Below are 20638 nucleotides of genomic sequence, written 5' to 3' on the forward strand. Positions count from 1 at the left end.
CCGGATCGAGAGCCGGGCCGCCTCGCCTGGCTCTATCAACACATAGTCAGAGTACGCCTGGCAATAGTTGAGGCAAGTCAGCTGGGCTATGATGTGCGTCATGGCAGCAGTGATGGAGGGCTCGCTCGCGGATCTGAGTTCGTGGAAACCGGTGGAATGCTCGATCGCCAAGGCGCTCGACCTGGTCGGCACCCGCTCGGCGCTGCTGATCCTGCGCGAAGCCTATTACGGGACAACACGTTTCGACGGTTTCGCCGCACGGGTCGGCATCACCGACGCGGCCGCTGCCAGTCAGCTGCGCAAGCTGACCGAATCCGGTTTGCTCGCCAAACAGCCGTACCAGGAGGAGGGCAAGCGCACCCGCCATGAGTACGTCCTCACCGAAATGGGCCGCGATCTACTACCGGTGGTGCTGGCCCTGATGCAGTGGGGCGACAAATACCTGCAGCCAGGCCCGGCGCCGCTACTCCTGGTGGAGGAGTCGACCGGTGCGCCGGTGCGGGTCGAGGTGCGCAGCGCGAGCGGACGGGAGATTTCGTTGGAGGAGCTGGGTGTGCGGTTGAACGAGGACTACATGCGGGAACGGACGCGGCGGAAAGCCCCGGGGCGCAAAGGATGACGGGTTTCGACTCAGTCGTGCCGCACCGCGAGGTTGATGTTCTCGGTGCCGAACGTGCGAGACAGGTTGATCCACAACATGACCAGCGGTTCGGTGCTGCGCGCGGTGCTCAGATCGCCGAGATCGATGATCTGCTCCGAACCCCACCCGAACGACCGCAACAACCCGGCGACATCGGCCTTGGCGGCCGCATCGTCACCGCTCAGGAAGACGTTGTGCGGGCCGGGAACCCGGGACGGGTCCACCATGGTCTTGTTGTTCATGGTGTTGAGCGTCTTCACCACGCGGGCCTCCGGAAAGGCCCGCTGCAGTTCCTCCGCGACGCTCCCGGCCTCGGGAATCACCAGTTTCGGTCCGCCGCTGGTGAATTCGAGCCCGTTCGAGACGTCGATGATCACCTTGCCGCTCAGGGTGGCCGCGCCCGCCGCGGTGAGCGCGGCCACCGACGCCGTGCCGGCGGTCGCGTTGACGATCAGCTCGGCATCGGCCGCGGCATCGGCAAAAGTGCCGTGCCCACCGCCGGTTTCGCGGGCCCACTCGGTCGCCGCCGCATTGTCGGCGGTGCGTGAGCCGAGCGTCACGGTATGTCCGAGCTGGACGAGCTTGCCCGCCAACCGCCTACCGACCTCACCGGTGCCGAGTACCGCAATCTTCATCGTCAACTCTCCTGCCCTGCAAAGGCGTAACCGAGATTCGAAGCTTACGGACGCGGCACCGGCCGCGCGGTCATTTCACCGTGGGCGTATTCAGTGCAGCCTGCGCCCGTCGGCGGCGTCGAAGAAGTAGGTGTGCTCCGGATCGGTCGACAGCCGCACCCGGGTGCCCTTGGCCGGCGGGTTACGCCAATCAGCCCGTGCCACAACGGTTTCCCCGGCGCCGTTGGACGAGCCGTTGGCAATGGTCCGGCCGTAGATGTAGGCGTCGGAGCCGAGTTCCTCCACCACGTCCACCTCCATTTCGATGCCGTCCGAGCCGATTTCCAGATGCTCTGGGCGCACACCGACCTGCACCGAGCCCTGCACGGCGTCGGCAACGTGGCGCGGCACCGGCAGCGCGTACCCGCCGAGTTGCACCGAGCCGTCGGTGATCGGCAGCGTGAACATATTCATCGCGGGCGAACCCATGAACCCGGCGACGAAGGCGTTGGCCGGATCCCGGTACAGGTCGCGCGGCGTCGCACACTGTTGCAGCAGACCATCTTTCAGCACCGCCACCCGGTCGCCCATGGTCATCGCCTCGACCTGATCGTGGGTGACGTACACGGTGGTGGTGCCGAGCCTGCGCTGCAGCTGCGCGATCTGGGTGCGGGTCTGCACGCGCAGTTTCGCGTCGAGGTTCGACAGCGGCTCGTCCATGAGGAATACGTGCGGCTGGCGCACGATCGCCCGGCCCATCGCGACGCGCTGGCGCTGACCGCCGGACAGCGCCTTGGGTTTGCGGTCCAGATACGGCTCGAGGTCGAGCAGTTTGGCCGCCTCCTGCACCCGCTTTTCCTTCTCGGCCTTGGCGACTTTGGCCAGCTTCAGTGCGAAGCCCATATTCTCCGCGACGGTCATATGCGGGTAGAGCGCGTAGTTCTGGAACACCATCGCGATATCGCGTTCTTTGGGCTCGGCGTGCGTTACGTCCTTGGCGCCGATGAGGATTCGGCCGTCGTTGACATCCTCCAGGCCGGCGAGCATGCGCAGCGAGGTGGACTTTCCGCAGCCGGACGGGCCGACCAGAACCAGGAATTCACCGTCGGAGATCTCGAGGTTCAGCGCGTCGACGGCGGGTTTGGTGGCGCCGGGGTAGAGCCGCGTCGCACGGTCGAAGGTCACTGTGGCCATGACAAATCACATCCCATTCACCGGCAGGAACGTGCCGGACGATCCGAGTACAGGGTTCCGGCGATCTTACTGGGCCGGACGCCGATCCCGCAGGCCGATCGAACGCCTCGGCATCACGCGGTGATTCGATGGGGGTGGTGGTCGGCGAGGGGCGGGCCTAATGTCGTTTCCGGAAATAGATCCCGAAGCCGAGGAGCCCTCATGAGTCGTCCGGTTCGTATCGGAGTTCAGCTGCAGCCGCAGCACGCACCGAAGTACGGACTCATCCGCGACGCGGTCCTGCGGGCCGAGGACGCGGGCGTCGACGTGATTTTCAACTGGGACCACTTCTTCCCGCTGACCGGCGATCCGGACGGGGCGCACTTCGAGTGCTGGACCATGCTCGCCGCATTCGCCGAGCAAACCGAGCGGGTGGAGATCGGCGCGCTGGTCACCGGCGGCGGCTATCGCAATCCGGACCTGCTGGCCGATATGGCGCGCACCGTCGACCACATCAGTGACGGCAGGCTCATCCTCGGTATCGGTGCCGGGTGGTTCGAGCGGGACTATCTCGAATACGGCTACGACTTCGGGACCGCGGGCAGCAGGCTGGACCTGCTGAAGGAGTACCTGGCCCGGCTCACGGCCCGGCTCGGAAAGCTGAACCCGCAGCCGACCAGGGAGATCCCGATTCTGATCGGCGGCGGCGGGGAGAAGAAGACGCTGCGTTTGGTCGCGGAATACGCCCAGATCTGGCACGCCTTCGCCGATCTGCAGGTGCTCGAGCGCAAGAATCGGATCCTGGCCGAGCACTGCGCGCAGGTCGGGGCCGATCAGTCCAAGATCGAGCGGTCGGTGCAGTGGCCGGGTGCGGATCGGGCGCTGAAGCTGCACGAGGCCGGGGTGTCGCTGTTCACCGTCGGGGTCAGCGGACCCGATTACGACCTGGCCGAGGTGCGGGAGGCGATTCGCTGGCGCGACGAGGTGAACCCGGAGCCGGTCAACGGACTGGCCTGATCCGGTTGCCCGATAGCGGCTTTCCCGTGTCGGCGGAATTCGGATCACGACGATCTCGATTCCGCCGTCACGGGCGACTGGTCAGGCGACCGGGGGTTGCCGCGAATTAGCAGGTGGGCGGCGGCTAGGGTTACCTATCATGGCTGGTCTGCCCGCTGTGCGCATTTACTCCGCCGGTTCTCGTTCGCGGGCACGGTCTCGTTCGATATTCGCCGTGCTGCTGCTCGCCGTCGGTATCGCCGCGACGGCCTGCGGCTCCGGCGGCGGTGGTCCCTCCCAGTGCGCGCCGCCCGGCATCGCCGCCGCCTCCGCCGCACCGACGAATCTGGCCACCGGGACCGGCGCGGGCGTCGACCGCTACACCACCGACGGTGTGCTACCGCTGAGCGCCGTCGACACCTCGAAGCTCGGCCTGAGCACGCCGGGCAAGCTCAGCGTCGGCACCATCTCCGACGCGCCGCCGAGCATCTGCGTGAACTCGGCGGGCGTCTACACCGGTTTCGATAACGAGCTGTTGCGCGCGATCGGCGCGAAACTCGGTCTGCAAGTGGAGTTTTCGGGTACCGAATTCGCGCCGCTGCTATCCCAGGTGGCCGGCGGGCGTTTCGATGTCGGCTCGTCGAACATCACCACCACCGACGAGCGCCGCAGGCTGGTCGGCTTCACCAACGGCTACGATTTCGGCTACTTCTCCCTGGTGTTGCCGAATGGCAGTGCCATCAAAGGCTTTTCGGATCTGAATCGCGGCACCAGGATCGCCGTCGTACAGGGCACGGTGCAGGACGACTATGTGGTCAATCAGCTGCACCTGGATCCGGTGAAGTTCCCGGACTACAACACCGCGTACGCGAACCTGAAGTCCGGCCAGGTCGACGCCTGGGTCGCGCCGTCGGTGCAGGCCCAGGGCCTGGTCAAACCGGGTGACGGAACCTCGGTGGCGCAGAACACCTTCAGCCTGGACAATTTCGTCGGCTACGCGGTGCGCAAGAACAACCAGCCGCTGATCGACGCGCTGAACAGCGGGCTGGACGCGGTGATCGCCGACGGCACCTATGCCCGGCTGTACGCCGACTGGGTGCCGCGGCAGCTGCCGCCCGGCTGGAAACCCGGTTCGAAGGCGGCGCCGATGCCCCAGCTCCCCGACTTCGCGGCCATCGCGGCACAGCACAAGCCGGACGATACGGCGCAGCAGGCGCCGAAATCCACACTGCGGCAGTTGAAGGACACCTTCCTCGACTGGTCGTTGTACCGCAAGGCATTTCCCGATCTCTTCAAGACCGGCTTGCCGAATACCCTTGTGCTGGCGCTTGTTTCGGGCGCGCTGGGCACCGTACTCGGCATGCTGCTCGCGGTGGCGGGTATCTCCCGTACTCGCTGGCTGCGCTGGCCCGCCAGGGTGTACACCGACATCTTCCGCGGGCTGCCCGCGGTGGTGATCATCCTGGTGATCGGACTCGGTGTCGGCCCGGTGGTCCGCGATATCACCGGAAACAATCCGTACTGGCTCGGCGCGATAGCGCTGGCGTTGCTCGCCTCCGCGTACATCGGGGAGATCTTCCGCTCCGGTATCCAGTCGGTCGAGCCGGGACAGTTGGAGGCGGCCCGCGCCATCGGCTTCGGCTACCGGCAGGCAATGACTTTGGTGGTGATTCCGCAGGGTGTGCGCCGGGTGCTGCCCGCGCTGATGAACCAGTTCATCGCGCTGATCAAGGATTCCTCACTGATCTACTTCCTCGGATTGCTCGCCTCCCAGCGCGAATTGTTCGCGGTGGGCCGGGATCTCAACGCGCAGACCGGCAATCTGTCCCCGCTGGTCGCGGCCGGGTTGGTGTACCTGCTGCTCACCATTCCGCTCACCCACCTCGTCAATTACATCGACCGGCGGATGCGGACCGGTCCCGATCGGCCGATCGATCCGGTCGAGCAGGCCGTGATCACGGAAGGGCGCTGACCATGAGCTCGTCACTCACCGGTACCGGACTGCATCTTCGGCTCGGCGGCAGTCAGGTGCTGCGCGGTATCGATATCCATGTCGACGCGGGCAAGACGACGACGGTGATCGGCCCGTCCGGTTCCGGGAAGTCGACGCTGCTGCGGGTGTTGAACCGGTTGCACGAACCCGATGCGGGCGATGTGCTGCTGGACGGCAAGTCGGTGCTCACCGAGAATCCGGATCGGCTGCGCCAGCGCATCGGAATGGTGTTCCAGCACTTCAACCTGTTCCCGCACCGTACGGTGGCCGACAATGTCGCGCTCGGTCCGCGCAAGCTGCGCGGCCTGTCCAAGGAGGAGGCCAGGGCGCTCGCGCTGGAGCAGCTGGAGGTGGTCGGGCTGCGGGATAAGGCCGATACCCGGCCGTCGAATCTGTCCGGCGGGCAGCAGCAGCGGGTGGCCATCGCGCGGGCGCTGGCCATGCGCCCGGAGATCATGTTCTTCGACGAGGCCACCTCGGCGCTGGATCCGGAGCTGGTCAAGGGTGTGCTCGCGCTGATGGGCGAGCTGGCCGCGGGCGGTATGTCGATGATCGTGGTGACGCACGAAATGGGTTTCGCCAGATCGGTTTCCGACACGGTGGTGTTCATGGACGCCGGGCAGGTCGTCGAGACGGGGACGCCGGACGCGATATTCGACGCCGCCGAGACGCCGCGCCTGCAGCGGTTCCTCTCTCAGGTGCTGTGACATACCGGCTATCGAATAGCTACATGCATGGATGCGCATCCGTTAGGGTATTCGGGGTTCGTGACTCCCATGTCCGCACACGGAAAGAGGCATCCGGATGACTACGGCACACGCAGAGCACACCGAACACGATCATCGGCACGGCGAAGGCTGCGGTCATCTCGCCGTCCAGCACGGTGACCACATCGACTACGCGCACGACGGCCACTTGCACCGCGAACACGACGGCCACTACGACGAATGCGAGCCGACCGGCCACGTCGAGCACGCGGCGCACGACCATGTGCACGGCGCGGGGTGCGGTCATACCGCGGTCCGGCATGGCGATCACGTCGATTACCTGCACGATGGACATCGGCACGCGGCGCACGAAGGCCACTACGACGAGCACTGAGCGACTCGATGAGGGGTGGTCGGGCAACGGGTGGGCTGAGCCCCAGCCGATCTGCGAGACAAGCGTGAGGGGTTAGAGTCGGGGCCGTGCTGGAAGCGATCACCATTCCCACGGCCGCCGGAACTTTCGACGCGCTGTCATCGGGCGCACCGGGCGGCCGGGAAGTCCTGCTGCTGCACGGCTTTCCGGAGTCGGCCGCCGCATGGGAATTCCAGTTGACCGCGCTCGGCGGCGGCGGATGCCATGCGGTGGCGCCCAACCAGCGCGGTTACTCCCCGGGCGTCCGGCCCGAACGGATCGCCGAGTACCGGCTCGAAGAGCTGGTGGGTGATGTCGCGGCGATCGCCGACGAACTCGATTGGCGGCGTTTCGATTTGGTCGGCCACGATTGGGGCGCCTACGTCGCGTGGGCGTTCGCGGCCGAACAGCCGGAGCGGGTCCGCAGCCTCACCGCGGTTTCGGTGCCGCACCCCGCCGCCTTCCTGAAGGCCATCGCGGAGGACGAGGATCAGGCCAAAAGGTCCGCGTATATGCAGCTGCTGAGGCAGCCGCGGATTGCCGAGCGGACACTGCTCGCCGACGACTGCGCCGCACTGCGCAAGGCCTTCGAATGGAAGGTTCCGCAGGAGCGGATCGACGAGCACGTCGGCCGGTTGGCGCAGCACGAGGCGCTCACCGCCGCGCTGAACTGGTACCGCGCAATGCATTTGAGCGGTCCGGTCGGGAAGGTCGAGGTGCCGACGCTATATGTCTGGGGCACCGAGGATTCCGCCGTCGGGTCGACCGCCGCGCTGGCCGCGGAAGGATATGTCCGCGGGCCGTACCGATTCGAGATGCTGGAGGATGTCTCGCACTGGATACCGGAGGAGGCGCCCGAGGCGCTGACCCGGTTGATTATGGAACATCTACTGGCGCATCGGGTGTGAGCGCGACCGCGGTTGCGTGAGTGGGGTTTTGCCGACGTGAGCGCGGATTGTCAGGTGGCGATGGTGGCGAACGCGGACCACAGCAGGGGTGAGTGGTCCATCGTCGCATCCTTGCGCCAGCGTGCGAGTTGTTCGCGGTGCCAGTCGGCCAGCGTTGCGATCGGGTCGGGTTGTTCGTGCGCGGAATCTATTGCGCAGATGGCTCTTTGCAGCGGGTGCTGATCCGGGGCGAGACCGGCGATGCGGTGCAGGGCGTGGTCGGTGGGCAGCGGCCAGCGAGTCGCGGTGACCAGTTGGGCTCCGGCGGAGAGTAGCGCGGCGACCAGACCGATGGCCTCGGTGAAACGGAGATCTCCGCCGCTCTCGCAGGCGATCAGGGCGACGCGACTCGGCATCGGCCAGAGTTCGTGCCCCGCAACAGGTTCCGCGGCAAGCGTGTGCGTTCCGAGCAGGAGGTCCTTCGCCGAGAGCGGGCGATGAGTGCGAGTCGGTTGCGCGAAGCCTGGGGATTCGGTCGAACAGCACAGGTGGAGTTCGGCATTCTCGCTCTGTCCGGACTCCGGTGGTGCTGCGGTCACATGACCGACGTACAGCAGACGGGAGACACCCCGGCGCAGCGCGGCGCTCAGCCAGGTCCGATCTAAATCGGTGCGTCGAAACGCGGCCGCTGGCTCCGACACGTTCGGCACCAGCCGACTCGCTGCCATATACGCCGAAATCCGCTGGGCCAGTGGTCCAGTATTGTCCGGTCGGCCGAGCACCGAACCCAGCGGTGAATCGGCGCGAAAGCCGGGTATGCGCGGATCCAACACGGCGACCACCGGAAGTTCACGGGTCTGCGCCCAACCGGGCGCTTTTCGAGCCGGGTCGGCGACGATCGCCGCCGGTGCGAGCAAGCTGATATCGGCGATATCGATCAGACGCAGCTCCGGATGCGGCGCGATCAGCTCCCACGGCACCTGCGCCACCCGCGGCGATGGCTGCACCCGAAGGTGCGGGCGGATCCCCTGCCGGAACAGGTCGTGCATTTGCCCGGCCAGCCGCGCTGGCAATAGCGCTCGCGAAAGTGTCTGTGCGAGGTCGTATTCGGCGTCGATCGAGGCGAACGCACCGCTCGACAAGGCGCGTTCGAGGCCACCCGGCTCGGCCGGATCCGGCAACGCATCGGCGAGTCGGCGCAGCGCTGCGACCACCTGATCCTCAGGCAGACACGCGACTTCCGGAGCGCCGGATTCACCTTCCCACTGCCAGGACAGGTAGAGGTCCCCGGCGTCGGCCATGCGCACGAGGACTGTTGGTTGGCTCTTCATGCGGAAACCGCCAGACCGGGCGGTCATGCCGGAATCACCTTGTCGGCGCGGATGTTTCGCTGATAGCGCTGTTCGGCCGCGGCGATGTAGTCGGCTAGCGCGATGCGGCCGCCGGATACGGTCAGGCGCGGTGGTGCGGTGACCGGTAGTCCGGCATCGGCCGCGATATCGGCTAGGGCGGAGCCGAGTTGGAGCGCGGTGCGCAGTGGGGGCGGCGGGGTGGCGTCCGGTGCCATGATTTCGAATGGGATGCGTAGGCGGGCAGCGGTTTCGGACCGGTCGATGCGCAGGGTGGTACCGGCGCATTTGGTGGCTATCAGGTCGGCGAGCAGCTCGGTGTTGCCCGACAGATAGGCGAATCTGAAGGCCAAACGCATTGCCGGGTCGGCGATTCGGCGGTGCCACTGGTCGCGTTGGCGGCCATTCGGCAGGGTGTAGCGGACCGCGTCGATGGCCAGGGCGGCCGGTACGGCGATATCGACTGCGACGGTGAGTAGCCTCGGATCGACGTGGGCCGCATTGTCCACCAATGCTTCCAGCAGGGCGGCATGCCAGAAATCCAGTTGGGCACAGTGCAATCCGAGTCCGGACTCGGCGTAGGTGGTGCGGGCCTCGGCGAGTAGTTGCTCGGCGGCGTTCAGGTGTTGTGTGGCACTCCCCGAGTCCTGGTGTCCGGTGGTGAAAATGAGGGTGGCGAGGCGAATTCGCACATCCGCCGCATCTATCGACGCACCGGTCTCCAGAAAGTAGTGCAGGGCACGATCGTAGAACGCCCGGGCCTCGGTGAAATCCTCGCGTCTCTCGGCCAGGAATCCGAGCATTTTGTAGCCGATACCGGCGCGGTGACCGAGACCGGCCCGCTCGAAATACTCCTGGCTGGCACGCAGATACGGTTCAGCGTCGGCGAATCGGTCGCGGCGGATCCGCATGATGGCAAGGTTCTGCCGGGTCTCCGCGGCCGCATTGTTGTCGCCCGCCGATTCGAAGGCCGCCAATGCCTGTGCCGCGAAATCGTCGGCCAGTTCATGGCGGCCGGTCTCGAAATGGATGCTCGCCATATTCATCAGCGGATGACCCGCCAGATGCGGCGCGAACCGCACTGCGGCGTCGAGTGATTCGGTGGCGAGCTCGAGCGCGTATACCCACCGCTGGCGATGCATCGCCACCGCGGTCAGCGAGAGCAGATAGGCGGTTCGTAGCTCACCGAGCTCGTCGTGGCCGCGCAGCAGGGTGCGCGCCTGCTCCAATGCCGTTTGTGCGCCGTCGAGATCGCCGATATGTTGCAGCGCCTGTGACATATTGATCAGTGCGCTCGCACGCGGCCGCACTGCGTCCTCGGCGATTTCGGCAAGTACCGCACGGTATTTGGCGATTGCCTCGGAATGCCTGCCGAGCTGGTCGTACATGCTCGCGGCATTCACCATCGCGCCGATGCGCACACCACCTTCGGTCCGCGCACAGGCGTCTTCGAAAATGCGCAGCGCCTCGGCGATTTCGCCCCGTCCGTAGGCCTCGGCACCCGCAATCAGTAGCTCGCGACCGTCACCGGGTATTTCCGCTGTCATATCAGAAGTCCGAATCCGAGTTCGCCGCCGCGATTTCGGCAAGCAGCGGTCCGTCGGCGGCAGTATCGCCGCCCGCGAGCGCCCGCCGCAATCGCAGCGCCGCGAAATCTCGAACGCGCTGCCGGGCCGCCGCGCCGCCCGGATCGGCCCGTTCCGGTAGACCCGGCACGTAGATATGAACGGCCACACCGGTTTCCGCCTCGGGCGGGGCGGCGGAAATACTGCTCCACAGCTCGCCCGACCGCGTCAGCTGAACATCGACCGTGCCACCGGATGCGGCGATGGCCGCGCGCGGATGCAGATGCGCTGGCACCTCGACCGGTATCCGCGGTGCCGCGACCACCGATACCTGAACGATATTGCGCCCGGCCTCGCGCATCACCTCCCAGGTTACGGCCCGCTCGGACGCGTCGAGCAGGCCGGGCGGGCAGCGCAGCCACTCCCATCCCCCGGTCCCCCGCGCTAGCACCAACGAGGCCCCGGCCGCACCCGGACCGGCCGCGAGTGCGTAATCCTCTGCGCGACCGATGGTTGTGCGATCCGGATCATCGACTACCGCGTCCGCCCCGTCTGTCAGCAACTCGCACTCGGCCGTCAGCCCGGCGATCTCCTCGGCGAGCAGCCGCGCGTCCAGCGGTGCGATCGAGTCGACGGTCGACGCGGGCCACCAGCGCGCCGCCCAATGCGCGTACCCGAGCCGCCAGGCGTTGGCGACCAGCTCGGGCAAAACCGGGTCTGTATCGACTTCGATCGCGCCGCCGCCGAAATCGGCCAGTGCCATGGCGATCCGCTCCCCGTACACCGCCCAGAGCCAATCCTGCGCCGTATCGGGATCGTCCAGTACGGCGGCCGGAATTCGTTCTCCGCCGAGCAGACTCCACGTCAGATGCCCGCCCGGCACCTCGAGCACCGAGGTATCGAGCCCGGGTTCGGCATCGAGCACGATCGGCGCACCGTCCGGCGCCACCACCAAGAGCCCACCCCGCCGCGAGATATGTACAGCGCCCATCAGCTCGCCCTCGATTCGGGCGAATCAGGTTGCGGCACAGTAGCGTAGACGCTCAGCGCCCGTTTGACCCGCATCCGGTGATCCAAGATAACCGACCGCGCGACCCCATCCAACAGATCCCACAGCTCCCGCGGCTCGGTGACCGGATACTCCCGCACATCTCGCCCGTGCAACCGAACCCACAGCCGCCTCAGGTAAAGCCGCCACGGTGTCCGCAATTCGGCGGCGATCACCGCGAGCGGCCCGCTGGCGGGTGTTCCGGCGATTGTCCGCGGCGAACCATTGAGATCGATTATGCAAGCGGGTGTTTCACCGATTCCGGTGGCCAGATTGACGAGATGTTCCCCGGCATCGACCGACCGCATCTCTGGCCGCGCCGGATCGACCACCCGCATCGCGTCACCGCGTGCGTCTGCGGCTGACGTGGTTTCGACCGAATCCCTGCCGAGCGGCGGCGTGGTGGTTGTCGGCGCGGTGGCTGCATCGACTGACCGCATCTCGGCTCGCGCTGGATTGGTCACCCGGGTCACATCGACCTGCGCGTCTGGGGCCGTGGCGGTTCCGGCCGAAGTGCGGCCGAGTTGCGGCGCGGCGGCCGTATCGACCGATCGCATCTCCGCTCGCGTCGGATCGGCCGTTCGGGTCGCATCGCCCTGTGCGTCTGGGGTCGTGGCTGTTCCGGTCGAAGTGTTGCCGAGTCGCGGTGCGGCGGCCGTATCTGCTGGCCGCATCTCGGGGCGCGCTGGTTTGGTCTCCTGGGTCGCATCGACGTGTGTGCCTGGGGCCGAGGCGGGTCGGACCGAAGCCCCGCCGAGCAGTGGCGTGGCGGTCGCATCGACTCGAGTTGCGCTGCCCCTGGTCCGCACTGTCTGTTCCGCCGCGCCGGTATGAGTGGAGCTATGGATGGCTGCGGCGGTATCCGCCGCATCATCGGTGCTTGTCCTCGCCAGCTCGCCCGACACTGTGGCAGTACCGGATTGTGGTGTGCCAGTTTTGATCTGCTCACCAGCGGTTTGTCCTTGCTCGTCGGGATGGGGCCGCGTACCGATGGTTGACGCCGTGTCGGTGCGCCCGCTGAGCGCGGCAGACCGGTTGGTGGTGGTGTCGGCGACCGATGGACGCGAGGTGGCCGGGGCTGTCTGCACGTGGACGGCGAGCCTGCGGGCTTGCAGGACATAGGCTTCCCGCTGCCAGCGACTGTTGATAACTCGGTGCGCCGCGGTTTCTGTTGGTTGATCGTCGGGTTGGTGCGCGGGGTTTCCTGTTGATGTTGCTGATTCGGCGGTTTTCCGCTGCGCCGCATTACCGAGCGGCGTCAAACCGATCGCGAGCGCGACGCCGATTGTCGCTGTCGCCCTGAGTGATTCGTCGAGTAGTGCCCACGGCGCGCAGCTGCGGGCGATCTCGGTGCCGACCAGTTCCGGAATGGGCGGTAGTTCGGCGCGCTCGCTCGACGCCTGAAGTACCGTGAAGACGCGTTCGTAGATCGTGCGGTCGAACGCGATGCCGAGGTCCGCCTTCGATGCGGTGGTGCCGAGTTCGGGTCGTCGTGGTGTGCGATGCACGGTCAGGCCGAGCCAGTGTGCGGCCTCGTGCGGTGCTGACCTGTTGTGCCACAGGCGAATTCCGAGGTGAGTCCCGGCGTGGCCGGTGATCAGCCGGTCGAGCAGAGTGGCCGTGGCCGGGAGGTCGCGGCGTTCGGTGCCGCATGCGTCGAGCAGTGCGGCAACGGTGCTGGTCTGATCGGAATCGGCCGTTGGGAGGCCGGGTCTGCGCCGCCAGGCGATTTCGATCAGGCCGATGAGTTCGTGTGCCCGTTTTCCGTCGCTCACATACTCTTTCAGCGCCTGGGCGGTTCGTCCGGCCGCGTATTCATGGATCTCTCGAAGTATCGATTCAGCAATCGTCCGGTCCTGCAAGGGATTCGGTGCGCCGCGCACCGTTGCGAGTTCGAAACACCGCTGAAAGTACAGGTCCTGCGGATTGCCCTCGGTGATCCGCAGCGCCCGCCGCACCTGCTTGAGCAGCGTGAACCAGGCGGCGGTTGCTCGCAGGACATCGGCGGCCGCATTGATGCGCGCCGCGAGCAGCACCGCACCGTCGGCATTGAGCACGGGCCCGGCGCAGTCCGGGAACTGCACCGGGCGGATCACCAGCGGATCGAGGATCAACTTCACGGTGCGCCGCAGCGGTCCGCCGTGTGGTCCGCTGAGCGCGGCGACATCGTCGAGCCCGCGCCACACCTCGTCCAGCACCATGGCGCGGGGTCTTCGCATTCGTCCAGGTTAACGGAGTTTTCTGGGCCTGGACCCACCGAAAACCTGGGATCGGTAGGTCGGCAGCCGCCCATACGTTTTCGGCAACGGCTCGATCGGCGAGCCACCGAAGAACGAGGAATATCATGCACACCCCACTGCGGCTGACCGCATCCGCCGTCGCGGCAACGGCCATAGTTGCCCTGTTCGTCACCGGCTGCGGCGACAACTCCGCCAAGCCGAGCGTCAAGCCGAGCAGCAAGCCGAGTACTTCCAGCGCCCCCGCACCGGTTCCGGCCGCACCCGCGGGCAAATCCTCCGCCGCCGTCGACGGCAAGACCCTGGACGCGAAGTTCGACACCACCTGCGCCAAACAGGGCGGCACCCTGGCGCTCGCACTCGCCGACACCAGCAACGCCACCTACGGCAACTTGGCTGTGAGCGCGACGATTACGGGTTCCGACACGGTGCAGGCGGTGGCCATCGCGGGCAGTAAGGGCGGCGCGAACGGCCTGCCGTACGCGATCGGCTTCGGCAACGGCGCGCCCGGCGGCTCGGCCAAGGTCACCAAGGACGGCAACACCTACAAGGTCAGTGGCGAGGGCATCGGCACACCCGATCCGGCGAATCCGCTGGCCGGGGTCAAATCCCAGAAATTCGACATCACCTTTGCCTGCACGACCGTGGTCGGCAGCTGAATTCACCACCGAGACAACCGAATTCCGGTGAACGTCGAACGGAGGCGTGCACCGGAAGGCTCGAACCGACGAGGAACATCATGAAATCCAAGATCCGCTGGATCGCCGCGGGCTTTTTCGTACTGGCGATCGGCTACTACCTCTGGCACGGATTCACCTACACCAGTACCGATCCGTTCGCCCCGGCCGCGGGCTGGGTCGGCCCGCAACTCGCACTGCCGATCATCGCGATCACCGTGGTGCCAATCGTTTTCGCGTTCAGCGGCGATGGCATCCTGCAGGCGCTCACCGGACGCAACAGCAGCGAATTCCGCAATGCCCCGATCGGGCTCGGCACCATCACCTCGTTCCGCCAGACCGGGCTCACCGTCAACGATCAGCCGCAGGTCCGCATCGAATTCAGCGTCGAGGGCGCGCACGGCGAGGCCTTCGAATCGCACGCGAAAATGATTGTGCCCCTTACCGAACTGGCGCTGCTGAAACCCGGTGTGGTGCTGCCGGTGCGCTATCTGCCCGGCCGGCCGGAACGGGTGGAGGTGGACAGCTCGGGTGACCGCGCGGCCGCGCAGCGGGTGCTGGACGAGGCGATGATCCGCAAGGGCATAACCACCAGGGCCAAGCTCGATATCGCGGCCCGCGGAACCGCGGCGCAGGCGGTGGTTCGCGCGCTGGACGTATCCGGCGAGATCCGGGACGGCCACACCCTCGTCGTCCTCGACCTGGTGGTAACCCGCCCGGACGGAACGACTTTCCGCACCCGGGCGGAGAAGTTCCTCTCCCCCAAGGCGATCGGGCTGGTGCAGGTGGGCCGGATCGTGCAGGTGCGCTACCTGCCTGACAACGAACAGGACGTCGTGCTGGCGCTGCCGGTAAATGCCTGAGCCGCAAACGAATCCGCTACGTCCGAGGGGAACGTAGCGGATTCGTCGCGTGTTCACATATGCGCGAAGCGGGCGAAATCGCCTTGGGCGCCGCTGTATACGTTGACATCGGTGCCGCCGTTGATGCCGGGAATGTTGCCGCTGTCGGTGGTCTGCCAGAACGTCCAGGTAGGCCAGCCGCCGGGCACCTCGGGTGCGGAGTTGCCGCGGTAATCCGCGATCCACAGCGGGTATCCGGTGAATTCATTGCTGTCGGCCATCGCGGTCTGCCAGAACCGGGGATAGGTGTAGATGATCGGTGTCCGGCCGGTGAGCGCCTGGACGGTGTTGAGATACCGGTGCGTCCAGTTGATCAGCGCGGCGGGTGCGAGGCCGCCGGAGCTCTCCAGATCGAGCACGGGCGGCAGGTCGAGCGGGCCGTTCTGGCCGAGTACCACGGTCGAGTAGAGCGCGGCCTGTGCCTCCGGCGCCATATTGGGCCGCGCGAAATGGTATGTCCCGCGGGCCACCCCGGCCGTGCGCATGAGCAGACTGTCCTGGACGAAATAGGGGTTGACGTAGTTGAGGCCCTCGGTCGCCTTCACCATGGCGAAATCGTGCCCGGCGCGTTTGACGGAGAACCAGTCGATCGCCCGGCCGTCGATGTGCTGCCATGACGAGACGTCCGGGCCGCTCGGCGCCGCGGCGGCCATGGCATTTGCGGTGAGGATGCCGGTAATGGCGATCATGGACAACGTTGTCGCGCAGCGCCGGATGTTCGCTCTCCAACTCGTGGTATCCATGGCGTCAGACGATAGCCATTTGCTCTAGATGTGACCAGAGTTTCGGATGGTGCGTTTGCGAATTAGTAGCTCGAACCTGTCAACGCGGCTGAATCAACCCAACCAGTCCAGTACCGACGCCGCGGTCCACGACTGCTGCATGCTGCCGAGCGGTTCACCGGTGAACGGTTCGTAGTATTCCGCGAAGCTGCCGTCGCTGGCCTGGCGCAGTCCCTCGGCGCGCAGCATATAGGCGCGTTCGGCCCACCCGCGCCGGGCGAACACCCAGGAAAACAGCCAGCTCATCACCGGCCAGACCGGCCCGCGCCAATATTCGCGCGGCCGGAAATCCTTGGATACCGGCGAGGTCGAGGGCGGCAGCGCGTAGCGCAGATCCGGATGTCCGCAGAAACGCGGACCCTCGAACACCCGCAGCAGGCTGCGCTCGGTTTCCCTCGGCAGGCCGCCGCACAGCAGCGGCGCGAACATGGCCAGGGTTTCGGTGGTGATCCAGCGCTGCAGCCGCACATCGAAATCACGGGCGGCGCCGGTGCGCGCGTCGGTGGTCGCGATGACACCGTCGCGGAACCGGTCCGCCCAGCCGAACAGCTCGCGGACCTCGGCATTCGGCTGGTGATACTCCTCGCCGATCTGCGCGAGCACCTCACAGGAGAGCGCGAATATCGCGGTGACGAAGACATCCTCGACGGCGAAGCTCATGGTCGATGCGAGCTGGTAATCGTCGTAACCCGCCCGGCGCATCTGCTCGACCAGCCACAGATACCGTTCGTATTCGCGGTCGCTCGGCCGCTGCGTCGGATCGGGCACCACCGCGATATCCGCGCGCTGATACGGCGGCAGCTCGCCGGGAATCACGTTGGCGTAGGCGCGATCCCAGCGCGGCGAATTGTCCATACCGGATTCCCAGCCGTGGTACAGCGTGATCCGGCCGCTCTCCTTCGGGTCGCGCGCGTGCGCCAGCCAGCGGTGCCAGCGCACCAGATCGGGCCAGCGGCGGTTCAGGAATTCCTCGGCCACCGCCCTGGTGCTGCGGCCGTGCCTGCGTGAATGGTCCAGGATGCGCTGCACCGCGATGGCGTGCACCGGCGGTTGGGTGATGCCCGAGGTGTCCGGTCCGTCGGGTGCGTTGGCGGCCAGCTTGCGGCACTCCCAGCGGGCCGGGCCGGGAAAGTAACCGTCGACGCCGTTGGCGAAGACGATGTGCGGGATCATCCCGTTCTTCCACTGCGCCGAGAGCAGCGTATCGAGCTCGATCACCGCGCGTTCCACGCTCAGCGGGGCCAGCCCCACCGCGACGAAGGCGGCGTCCCAGCTCCACATGTGCGGATACAGCCGCGGCGCCGCGCTGGTCATGGTCCCCAGGTCGTTGCCACGCAGCAGGTACGCGGCGCGGGCCGCGAGCTGGGTGGGGGTGAAACCCGGATGTGCCATCCAACTATTCTGCGATGTCACCGGTAGATACGCCCGCCCTGCGGTACCTGATCGTGATTCGGTCGAGCTGAGCGCGGCATACCCCGTCATGTATGCAAGCATCGCGGCGCGTGCCCCGGATGCTACCGATCTTGACGTGTCCTTTTCGAGACTCGCTACGGTTGCCCTATGACCGAGCCCGTGACCAGCACCCCACCCGTCGCACTGATCACCGGCGCCAGCCGGGGCCTCGGCGCGGCCATCGCCCGCGCGCTCGCGCCGACGCACGAATTGTTGCTCGGCGCGCGGTCCGCCGATTCGCTGCGCAAGATCCTGGACGAATTGCCAAGTGCCACCGGCTGGCCCGTCGACCTCACCGACTATCCGGTGGTAGCCGCCGCGGCCGCGGCGATTCCGCGCCTGGATGTGCTGGTGCACAACGCCGGCATCGCCGATATCGGCACCATCGCCGAATCCTCGGTGGAGCAGTGGCGAAAGACCTTGGAGGCCAACCTGATCGCGGTCGCGGAGCTCACCAGGTTGCTGCTTCCGGCCCTGCGCAGCGCGAACGGCCATGTGGTGCTGATCAATTCGGGTGCGGGCCTGCGGGCGAATCCGGGCTGGGCGTCCTATGCCGCGAGTAAATTCGGGCTGCGCGCCTTCGGCGACGCGCTGCGGCTGGAGGAGCCGTCGCTGCGCGTCACCTCGATTCACCCGGGCCGCATCGACACCGATATGCAGCGCGAGATCATCGCGGGCGAGGGGCGCGAATACCGTCCGGACGAATTCCTGCGCGCCGAGACCGTCGCATGGACGGTACGCAATGCCATCGACACTCCGCGCGATGCCCATCCGACCGAAATCGTCCTGCGTCCATACTGATTCGCCCCGTTGTATTGGCGTCTGTCCCAGCGGGGAGCGGCCGGATACGGTCGGGCCATGCGATCACATCCGGCGGTGCGTCATTCGGTCTCCACCTGGCAGCAGCCGCTGCCCGGTCCGGCATCGCCCGAGCGCAGCGCCATGGTGGCGCAGGTCGCCGAGCGGGTGTTCGCGCTGCCCGTCACCCGTCCGCTGGTGGCCGTCGACGGGCCGACCGGTGCGGGTAAGACCAGCTTCGGTCACGAATTGGCCGAGCGGATCGCCGAAACCGGGCGTGAGGTGCTGCGGGCCAGCCTGGACGATTTCAAGCGGCCGTGGCGCGACCGACACCGCTACGACCGCGAATCGGGAGAGGGCTACTACCGCAACGCCTTCGACTACGACGAGGTGGTGCGGCTGCTGCTCGAACCGCTCGGTCCGGGTGGCTCGGGTGATTGCGCACTGTGCGGCATCGATCCGCTCACACAAATTGATCACTCCGCGATCCGCACTCAGGCGGCCGACGACGCGGTGCTGATCGTCGACGGGGTCTTCGCGTTCCGTCCGGAGCTCAACCGCTACTGGAACTACCGAATCTGGTTGTCGGTGGCCGCCGAGACCGCGTTCCGGCGCGGCATCGAACGGGACGGCGCCGATGCCGCCGATGTGCACCGGGACCGCTACGCCGTCGCCGAACAGCGGTACCTGGACGAGGTCGATCCCGCACACCGGGCCGATCTCGTCATCGACAACTCGGCATTCGACCGTCCATCGATCGTCCGGGGTTGAATTACGCCGCCTCGGGCAGCGCCTGAGCCGCCGCGCCGGATTCGTCGGTGCGCGACCAACGCTGGGCGAGCACCGCGCAGGTCATCAGCTGGATCTGGTGGAACATCATCAGCGGCAGGACGATCAGGCCGATCGGCTGACCCGTGAAAAGCACGGTGGCCATGGGCAATCCGGAGGCGAGGCTCTTCTTGGAGCCGCAGAACACGATGACGATCCGGTCGGCCCGCTCGAATCCGAGCAGCCGACCGAGCACCATGGTGACGCTCATCACCAGCGCTAGTAGTCCGGCGCAGACGGCGGCCAACGCGAGGATGCGCCACGGCGACATCATGTGCCAGATGCCCTCCACCATGCCCGCGCTGAAGGCGCTGTAGACCACGAGCAGGATCGAGCCGCGATCCACCAGCTTGGTGGGTTCCGCGTACCGCTTGAGCCAGCCGATGACCTTCGGCCGGATCAGCTGGCCGATCAGGAACGGCACCAGCAGCTGCAGCACGATGTCGAGGATCGAGGAGAAATTGACCTTGGCCTCGCCCGTGGTGTTCATCAGCGCGATCACCAGCAGCGGAGTCAGGAAGACGCCCAACAGGTTCGAGGTGGTCGCGCTGACGATCGCGCCGGGCACATTGCCTTTCGCGATCGAGGTGAACGCGATGGAGGACTGCACGGTGGACGGCACCAGGCACAGGAACAGCAGGCCGGTGTACAGGTCGTCGGTGAGCACATGTGGTTTCAGCACCGCTGCGGCCAGCCCGAGCAGCGGGAAGACGATGAACGTGCAGCCGAGCACCACGGTGTGCAACCGCCAGTGGGTGAGCCCGGCCAGCGCCTCGCGCGGGGCCAGGCGGGTGCCGTAGAGCAGGAAGAGGATGGCGATGGCGATCTTGGTGGCCCAGGTGACGACGTCGGCGAACGCGCCGCGCGCCGGGAACACGCTCGCTACGCCGACGGTGGCGAGGATCGCGAGGATGAACCCGTCTATATAGAACCTGCTCAGAAACCGCACGGCGACACGCTAACTCCGGCCCGAGCCGCGGCCTCGAAATGGTGACGCATCTCGCAGAATCATAGGACGATTGAACTTGCCTGCTCCGATGGTTTGATGGAGCAGCCCGCTGTCCCGGCCGGTCGAATCGCCCGGGGAGTAGTTCAGTTCGCGGTGGAGCAGGCGTCGCGCAGCGAGCACGCACCGCACGCCTGACCGCAGCCCTCCGTCGCCGGGACCGGCGCGAGATGGGCGATGGCATTGGTGGCCGCGTTCGCGCCGCCGCCGAGGGTGAATATCGCGATGACGGCCACCGCGATGGGCACCACGATGGCGACGGGGCCGGTGGCGGCGAAGGTGACGAGGCCGCCCGCGAAGAGCAGCACGCCCGCCGCGACGGAGGTGGGGGCGGCGACGCGGTTCGCGATCCGGAAGGCCTCGTCGCTGGCGAGGGCGGTCTCGGTGTGCACACCGACGAAGCGGTTGCGCGGGAGCCGACCCGTCAGCCCGAGTACGCCGGTTGCGATGGCCACGGCGGCCAGCACGAACAGGACGAGAGCGACGACGAACACCCATGCAGGCTAGCGCACCGCTCGGTATCGACGTCCGCCCGCACCGTGCACCGGGCTGGGATCAAGATCGAGCAATTA

The 20638-nt window shown here is 66.7% G+C and carries 19 protein-coding genes and 2 pseudogenes; 10 read left to right on the forward strand and 11 right to left on the reverse strand.

Annotated elements, in window-relative coordinates; genetic code table 11:
* Positions 1-88 precede the first annotated feature (88 nt).
* The gene (locus LGY53_RS07270) at positions 89-619 is read left to right on the forward strand and encodes a winged helix-turn-helix transcriptional regulator (protein ID WP_374111141.1); all 531 of its coding nucleotides are present in this window, start codon (positions 89-91) and stop codon (positions 617-619) included.
* Between the two features lie 11 nt (positions 620-630).
* Here the strand turns inward: LGY53_RS07270 and LGY53_RS07275 are convergent, their stop codons facing one another.
* Positions 631-1275, reverse strand: coding sequence for an NADPH-dependent F420 reductase (locus tag LGY53_RS07275; RefSeq protein ID WP_225725863.1), 645 nt, complete (start codon positions 1273-1275; stop codon positions 631-633).
* A 90-nt stretch (positions 1276-1365) separates the two neighbouring features.
* A complete protein-coding gene (locus tag LGY53_RS07280) occupies positions 1366-2448 on the reverse strand; it encodes an ABC transporter ATP-binding protein (RefSeq protein ID WP_225725864.1) in 1083 nt (360 codons plus the stop codon).
* Between the two features lie 201 nt (positions 2449-2649).
* Here LGY53_RS07280 and LGY53_RS07285 point away from each other — a divergent pair, with 201 nt between their 5' ends.
* The 5 genes from LGY53_RS07285 (at position 2650) to LGY53_RS07305 (ending at position 7443) form a co-directional block, all read left to right on the forward strand.
* The gene (locus tag LGY53_RS07285) at positions 2650-3444 is read left to right on the forward strand and encodes an LLM class F420-dependent oxidoreductase (protein WP_225725865.1); all 795 of its coding nucleotides are present in this window, start codon (positions 2650-2652) and stop codon (positions 3442-3444) included.
* Positions 3445-3583: 139 nt separating this feature from the next.
* Entirely contained in the window at positions 3584-5395 is a 1812-nt protein-coding gene (locus tag LGY53_RS07290) for an ABC transporter substrate-binding protein/permease (protein ID WP_225725866.1), read from the forward strand.
* Between the two features lie 2 nt (positions 5396-5397).
* A complete protein-coding gene (locus tag LGY53_RS07295; RefSeq protein WP_225725867.1) occupies positions 5398-6123 on the forward strand; it encodes an amino acid ABC transporter ATP-binding protein in 726 nt (241 codons plus the stop codon).
* Positions 6124-6220: 97 nt separating this feature from the next.
* The gene (locus LGY53_RS07300; RefSeq protein WP_225725868.1) at positions 6221-6517 is read left to right on the forward strand and encodes a hypothetical protein; all 297 of its coding nucleotides are present in this window, start codon (positions 6221-6223) and stop codon (positions 6515-6517) included.
* 86 nt (positions 6518-6603) lie between these two features.
* Positions 6604-7443 (forward strand): alpha/beta fold hydrolase, encoded by an 840-nt coding sequence (locus LGY53_RS07305; protein WP_225725869.1) that lies wholly within the window; start codon positions 6604-6606, stop codon positions 7441-7443.
* 50 nt (positions 7444-7493) lie between these two features.
* On the opposite strand, the gene LGY53_RS07310 is transcribed toward LGY53_RS07305, so the two are convergent.
* The 5 genes and pseudogenes from LGY53_RS07310 to LGY53_RS07325 all read right to left on the reverse strand — a co-directional run.
* A complete protein-coding gene (locus LGY53_RS07310) occupies positions 7494-8780 on the reverse strand; it encodes a CHAT domain-containing protein (protein WP_225725870.1) in 1287 nt (428 codons plus the stop codon).
* Entirely contained in the window at positions 8777-10318 is a 1542-nt protein-coding gene (locus LGY53_RS07315) for a lipopolysaccharide assembly protein LapB (RefSeq protein ID WP_225725871.1), read from the reverse strand. Before LGY53_RS07315 ends, LGY53_RS07310 begins: the two co-directional genes overlap by 4 nt.
* 1 nt (position 10319) lies before the next feature.
* A complete protein-coding gene (locus LGY53_RS07320) occupies positions 10320-11327 on the reverse strand; it encodes a hypothetical protein (protein ID WP_225725872.1) in 1008 nt (335 codons plus the stop codon).
* Positions 11327-11590: pseudogene (locus tag LGY53_RS44090) on the reverse strand (hypothetical protein); the annotation flags it as partial. The gene LGY53_RS07320 and the pseudogene LGY53_RS44090, both read right to left, overlap by 1 nt.
* Before the next feature lie 834 nt (positions 11591-12424).
* Positions 12425-13585, reverse strand: a pseudogene (locus LGY53_RS07325) (hypothetical protein); the annotation flags it as partial.
* Positions 13586-13728: 143 nt separating this feature from the next.
* Between LGY53_RS07325 and LGY53_RS07330 the strand changes: the two are divergent.
* Both LGY53_RS07330 and LGY53_RS07335 read left to right on the forward strand, forming a co-directional pair.
* Positions 13729-14280: a lipoprotein LpqH gene (locus LGY53_RS07330; RefSeq protein ID WP_225725873.1), complete on the forward strand. Its 552-nt coding sequence runs from the start codon at positions 13729-13731 to the stop codon at positions 14278-14280.
* 80 nt (positions 14281-14360) lie between these two features.
* Positions 14361-15161, forward strand: a complete 801-nt coding sequence (locus LGY53_RS07335; protein WP_225725874.1) for a hypothetical protein — start codon at positions 14361-14363, stop codon at positions 15159-15161.
* A gap of 53 nt (positions 15162-15214) precedes the next feature.
* On the opposite strand, the gene LGY53_RS07340 is transcribed toward LGY53_RS07335, so the two are convergent.
* Both LGY53_RS07340 and LGY53_RS07345 read right to left on the reverse strand, forming a co-directional pair.
* Entirely contained in the window at positions 15215-15889 is a 675-nt protein-coding gene (locus tag LGY53_RS07340; protein ID WP_167479941.1) for a glycoside hydrolase family 25 protein, read from the reverse strand.
* A 147-nt stretch (positions 15890-16036) separates the two neighbouring features.
* Entirely contained in the window at positions 16037-17374 is a 1338-nt protein-coding gene (locus LGY53_RS07345; protein ID WP_225725875.1) for an amylo-alpha-1,6-glucosidase, read from the reverse strand.
* 168 nt (positions 17375-17542) lie between these two features.
* Here LGY53_RS07345 and LGY53_RS07350 point away from each other — a divergent pair, with 168 nt between their 5' ends.
* Both LGY53_RS07350 and LGY53_RS07355 read left to right on the forward strand, forming a co-directional pair.
* Complete coding sequence (locus LGY53_RS07350) at positions 17543-18235, forward strand: SDR family oxidoreductase (RefSeq protein ID WP_225725876.1); 693 nt, start codon at positions 17543-17545, stop codon at positions 18233-18235.
* A gap of 57 nt (positions 18236-18292) precedes the next feature.
* Positions 18293-19003, forward strand: a complete 711-nt coding sequence (locus LGY53_RS07355) for a hypothetical protein (protein ID WP_225725877.1) — start codon at positions 18293-18295, stop codon at positions 19001-19003.
* 1 nt (position 19004) lies between these two features.
* Here LGY53_RS07355 and LGY53_RS07360 read toward each other — a convergent pair whose 3' ends face one another.
* Together LGY53_RS07360 and LGY53_RS07365 are read right to left on the reverse strand one after the other, a co-directional pair.
* The gene (locus tag LGY53_RS07360; RefSeq protein WP_225725878.1) at positions 19005-20009 is read right to left on the reverse strand and encodes a bile acid:sodium symporter family protein; all 1005 of its coding nucleotides are present in this window, start codon (positions 20007-20009) and stop codon (positions 19005-19007) included.
* A 143-nt stretch (positions 20010-20152) separates the two neighbouring features.
* Entirely contained in the window at positions 20153-20560 is a 408-nt protein-coding gene (locus LGY53_RS07365) for an SdpI family protein (protein WP_225725879.1), read from the reverse strand.
* Positions 20561-20638 lie beyond the last annotated feature (78 nt).

Source organism: Nocardia sp. JCM 34519.1, from assembly GCF_020361265.1.
GTDB classification, from domain to species: Bacteria; Actinomycetota; Actinomycetes; order Mycobacteriales; family Mycobacteriaceae; genus Nocardia; species Nocardia arthritidis_A.

What these genes read in the sequence shown, in the direction of transcription:
- LGY53_RS07270 (WP_374111141.1), top strand. Translation starts at nt 89, where the DNA reads ATGATGTGCGTCATGGCAGCAGTGATGGAGGGCTCGCTCGCGGATCTG.
- LGY53_RS07275 (WP_225725863.1), bottom strand. Translation starts at nt 1,275, where the DNA reads ATGAAGATTGCGGTACTCGGCACCGGTGAGGTCGGTAGGCGGTTGGCG.
- LGY53_RS07280 (WP_225725864.1), bottom strand. Translation starts at nt 2,448, where the DNA reads ATGGCCACAGTGACCTTCGACCGTGCGACGCGGCTCTACCCCGGCGCC.
- LGY53_RS07285 (WP_225725865.1), top strand. Translation starts at nt 2,650, where the DNA reads ATGAGTCGTCCGGTTCGTATCGGAGTTCAGCTGCAGCCGCAGCACGCA.
- LGY53_RS07290 (WP_225725866.1), top strand. Translation starts at nt 3,584, where the DNA reads ATGGCTGGTCTGCCCGCTGTGCGCATTTACTCCGCCGGTTCTCGTTCG.
- LGY53_RS07295 (WP_225725867.1), top strand. Translation starts at nt 5,398, where the DNA reads ATGAGCTCGTCACTCACCGGTACCGGACTGCATCTTCGGCTCGGCGGC.
- LGY53_RS07300 (WP_225725868.1), top strand. Translation starts at nt 6,221, where the DNA reads ATGACTACGGCACACGCAGAGCACACCGAACACGATCATCGGCACGGC.
- LGY53_RS07310 (WP_225725870.1), bottom strand. Translation starts at nt 8,780, where the DNA reads ATGACCGCCCGGTCTGGCGGTTTCCGCATGAAGAGCCAACCAACAGTC.
- LGY53_RS07315 (WP_225725871.1), bottom strand. Translation starts at nt 10,318, where the DNA reads ATGACAGCGGAAATACCCGGTGACGGTCGCGAGCTACTGATTGCGGGT.
- LGY53_RS07320 (WP_225725872.1), bottom strand. Translation starts at nt 11,327, where the DNA reads ATGGGCGCTGTACATATCTCGCGGCGGGGTGGGCTCTTGGTGGTGGCG.
- LGY53_RS07330 (WP_225725873.1), top strand. Translation starts at nt 13,729, where the DNA reads ATGCACACCCCACTGCGGCTGACCGCATCCGCCGTCGCGGCAACGGCC.
- LGY53_RS07335 (WP_225725874.1), top strand. Translation starts at nt 14,361, where the DNA reads ATGAAATCCAAGATCCGCTGGATCGCCGCGGGCTTTTTCGTACTGGCG.
- LGY53_RS07340 (WP_167479941.1), bottom strand. Translation starts at nt 15,889, where the DNA reads ATGATCGCCATTACCGGCATCCTCACCGCAAATGCCATGGCCGCCGCG.
- LGY53_RS07345 (WP_225725875.1), bottom strand. Translation starts at nt 17,374, where the DNA reads ATGGCACATCCGGGTTTCACCCCCACCCAGCTCGCGGCCCGCGCCGCG.
- LGY53_RS07350 (WP_225725876.1), top strand. Translation starts at nt 17,543, where the DNA reads ATGACCGAGCCCGTGACCAGCACCCCACCCGTCGCACTGATCACCGGC.
- LGY53_RS07355 (WP_225725877.1), top strand. Translation starts at nt 18,293, where the DNA reads ATGCGATCACATCCGGCGGTGCGTCATTCGGTCTCCACCTGGCAGCAG.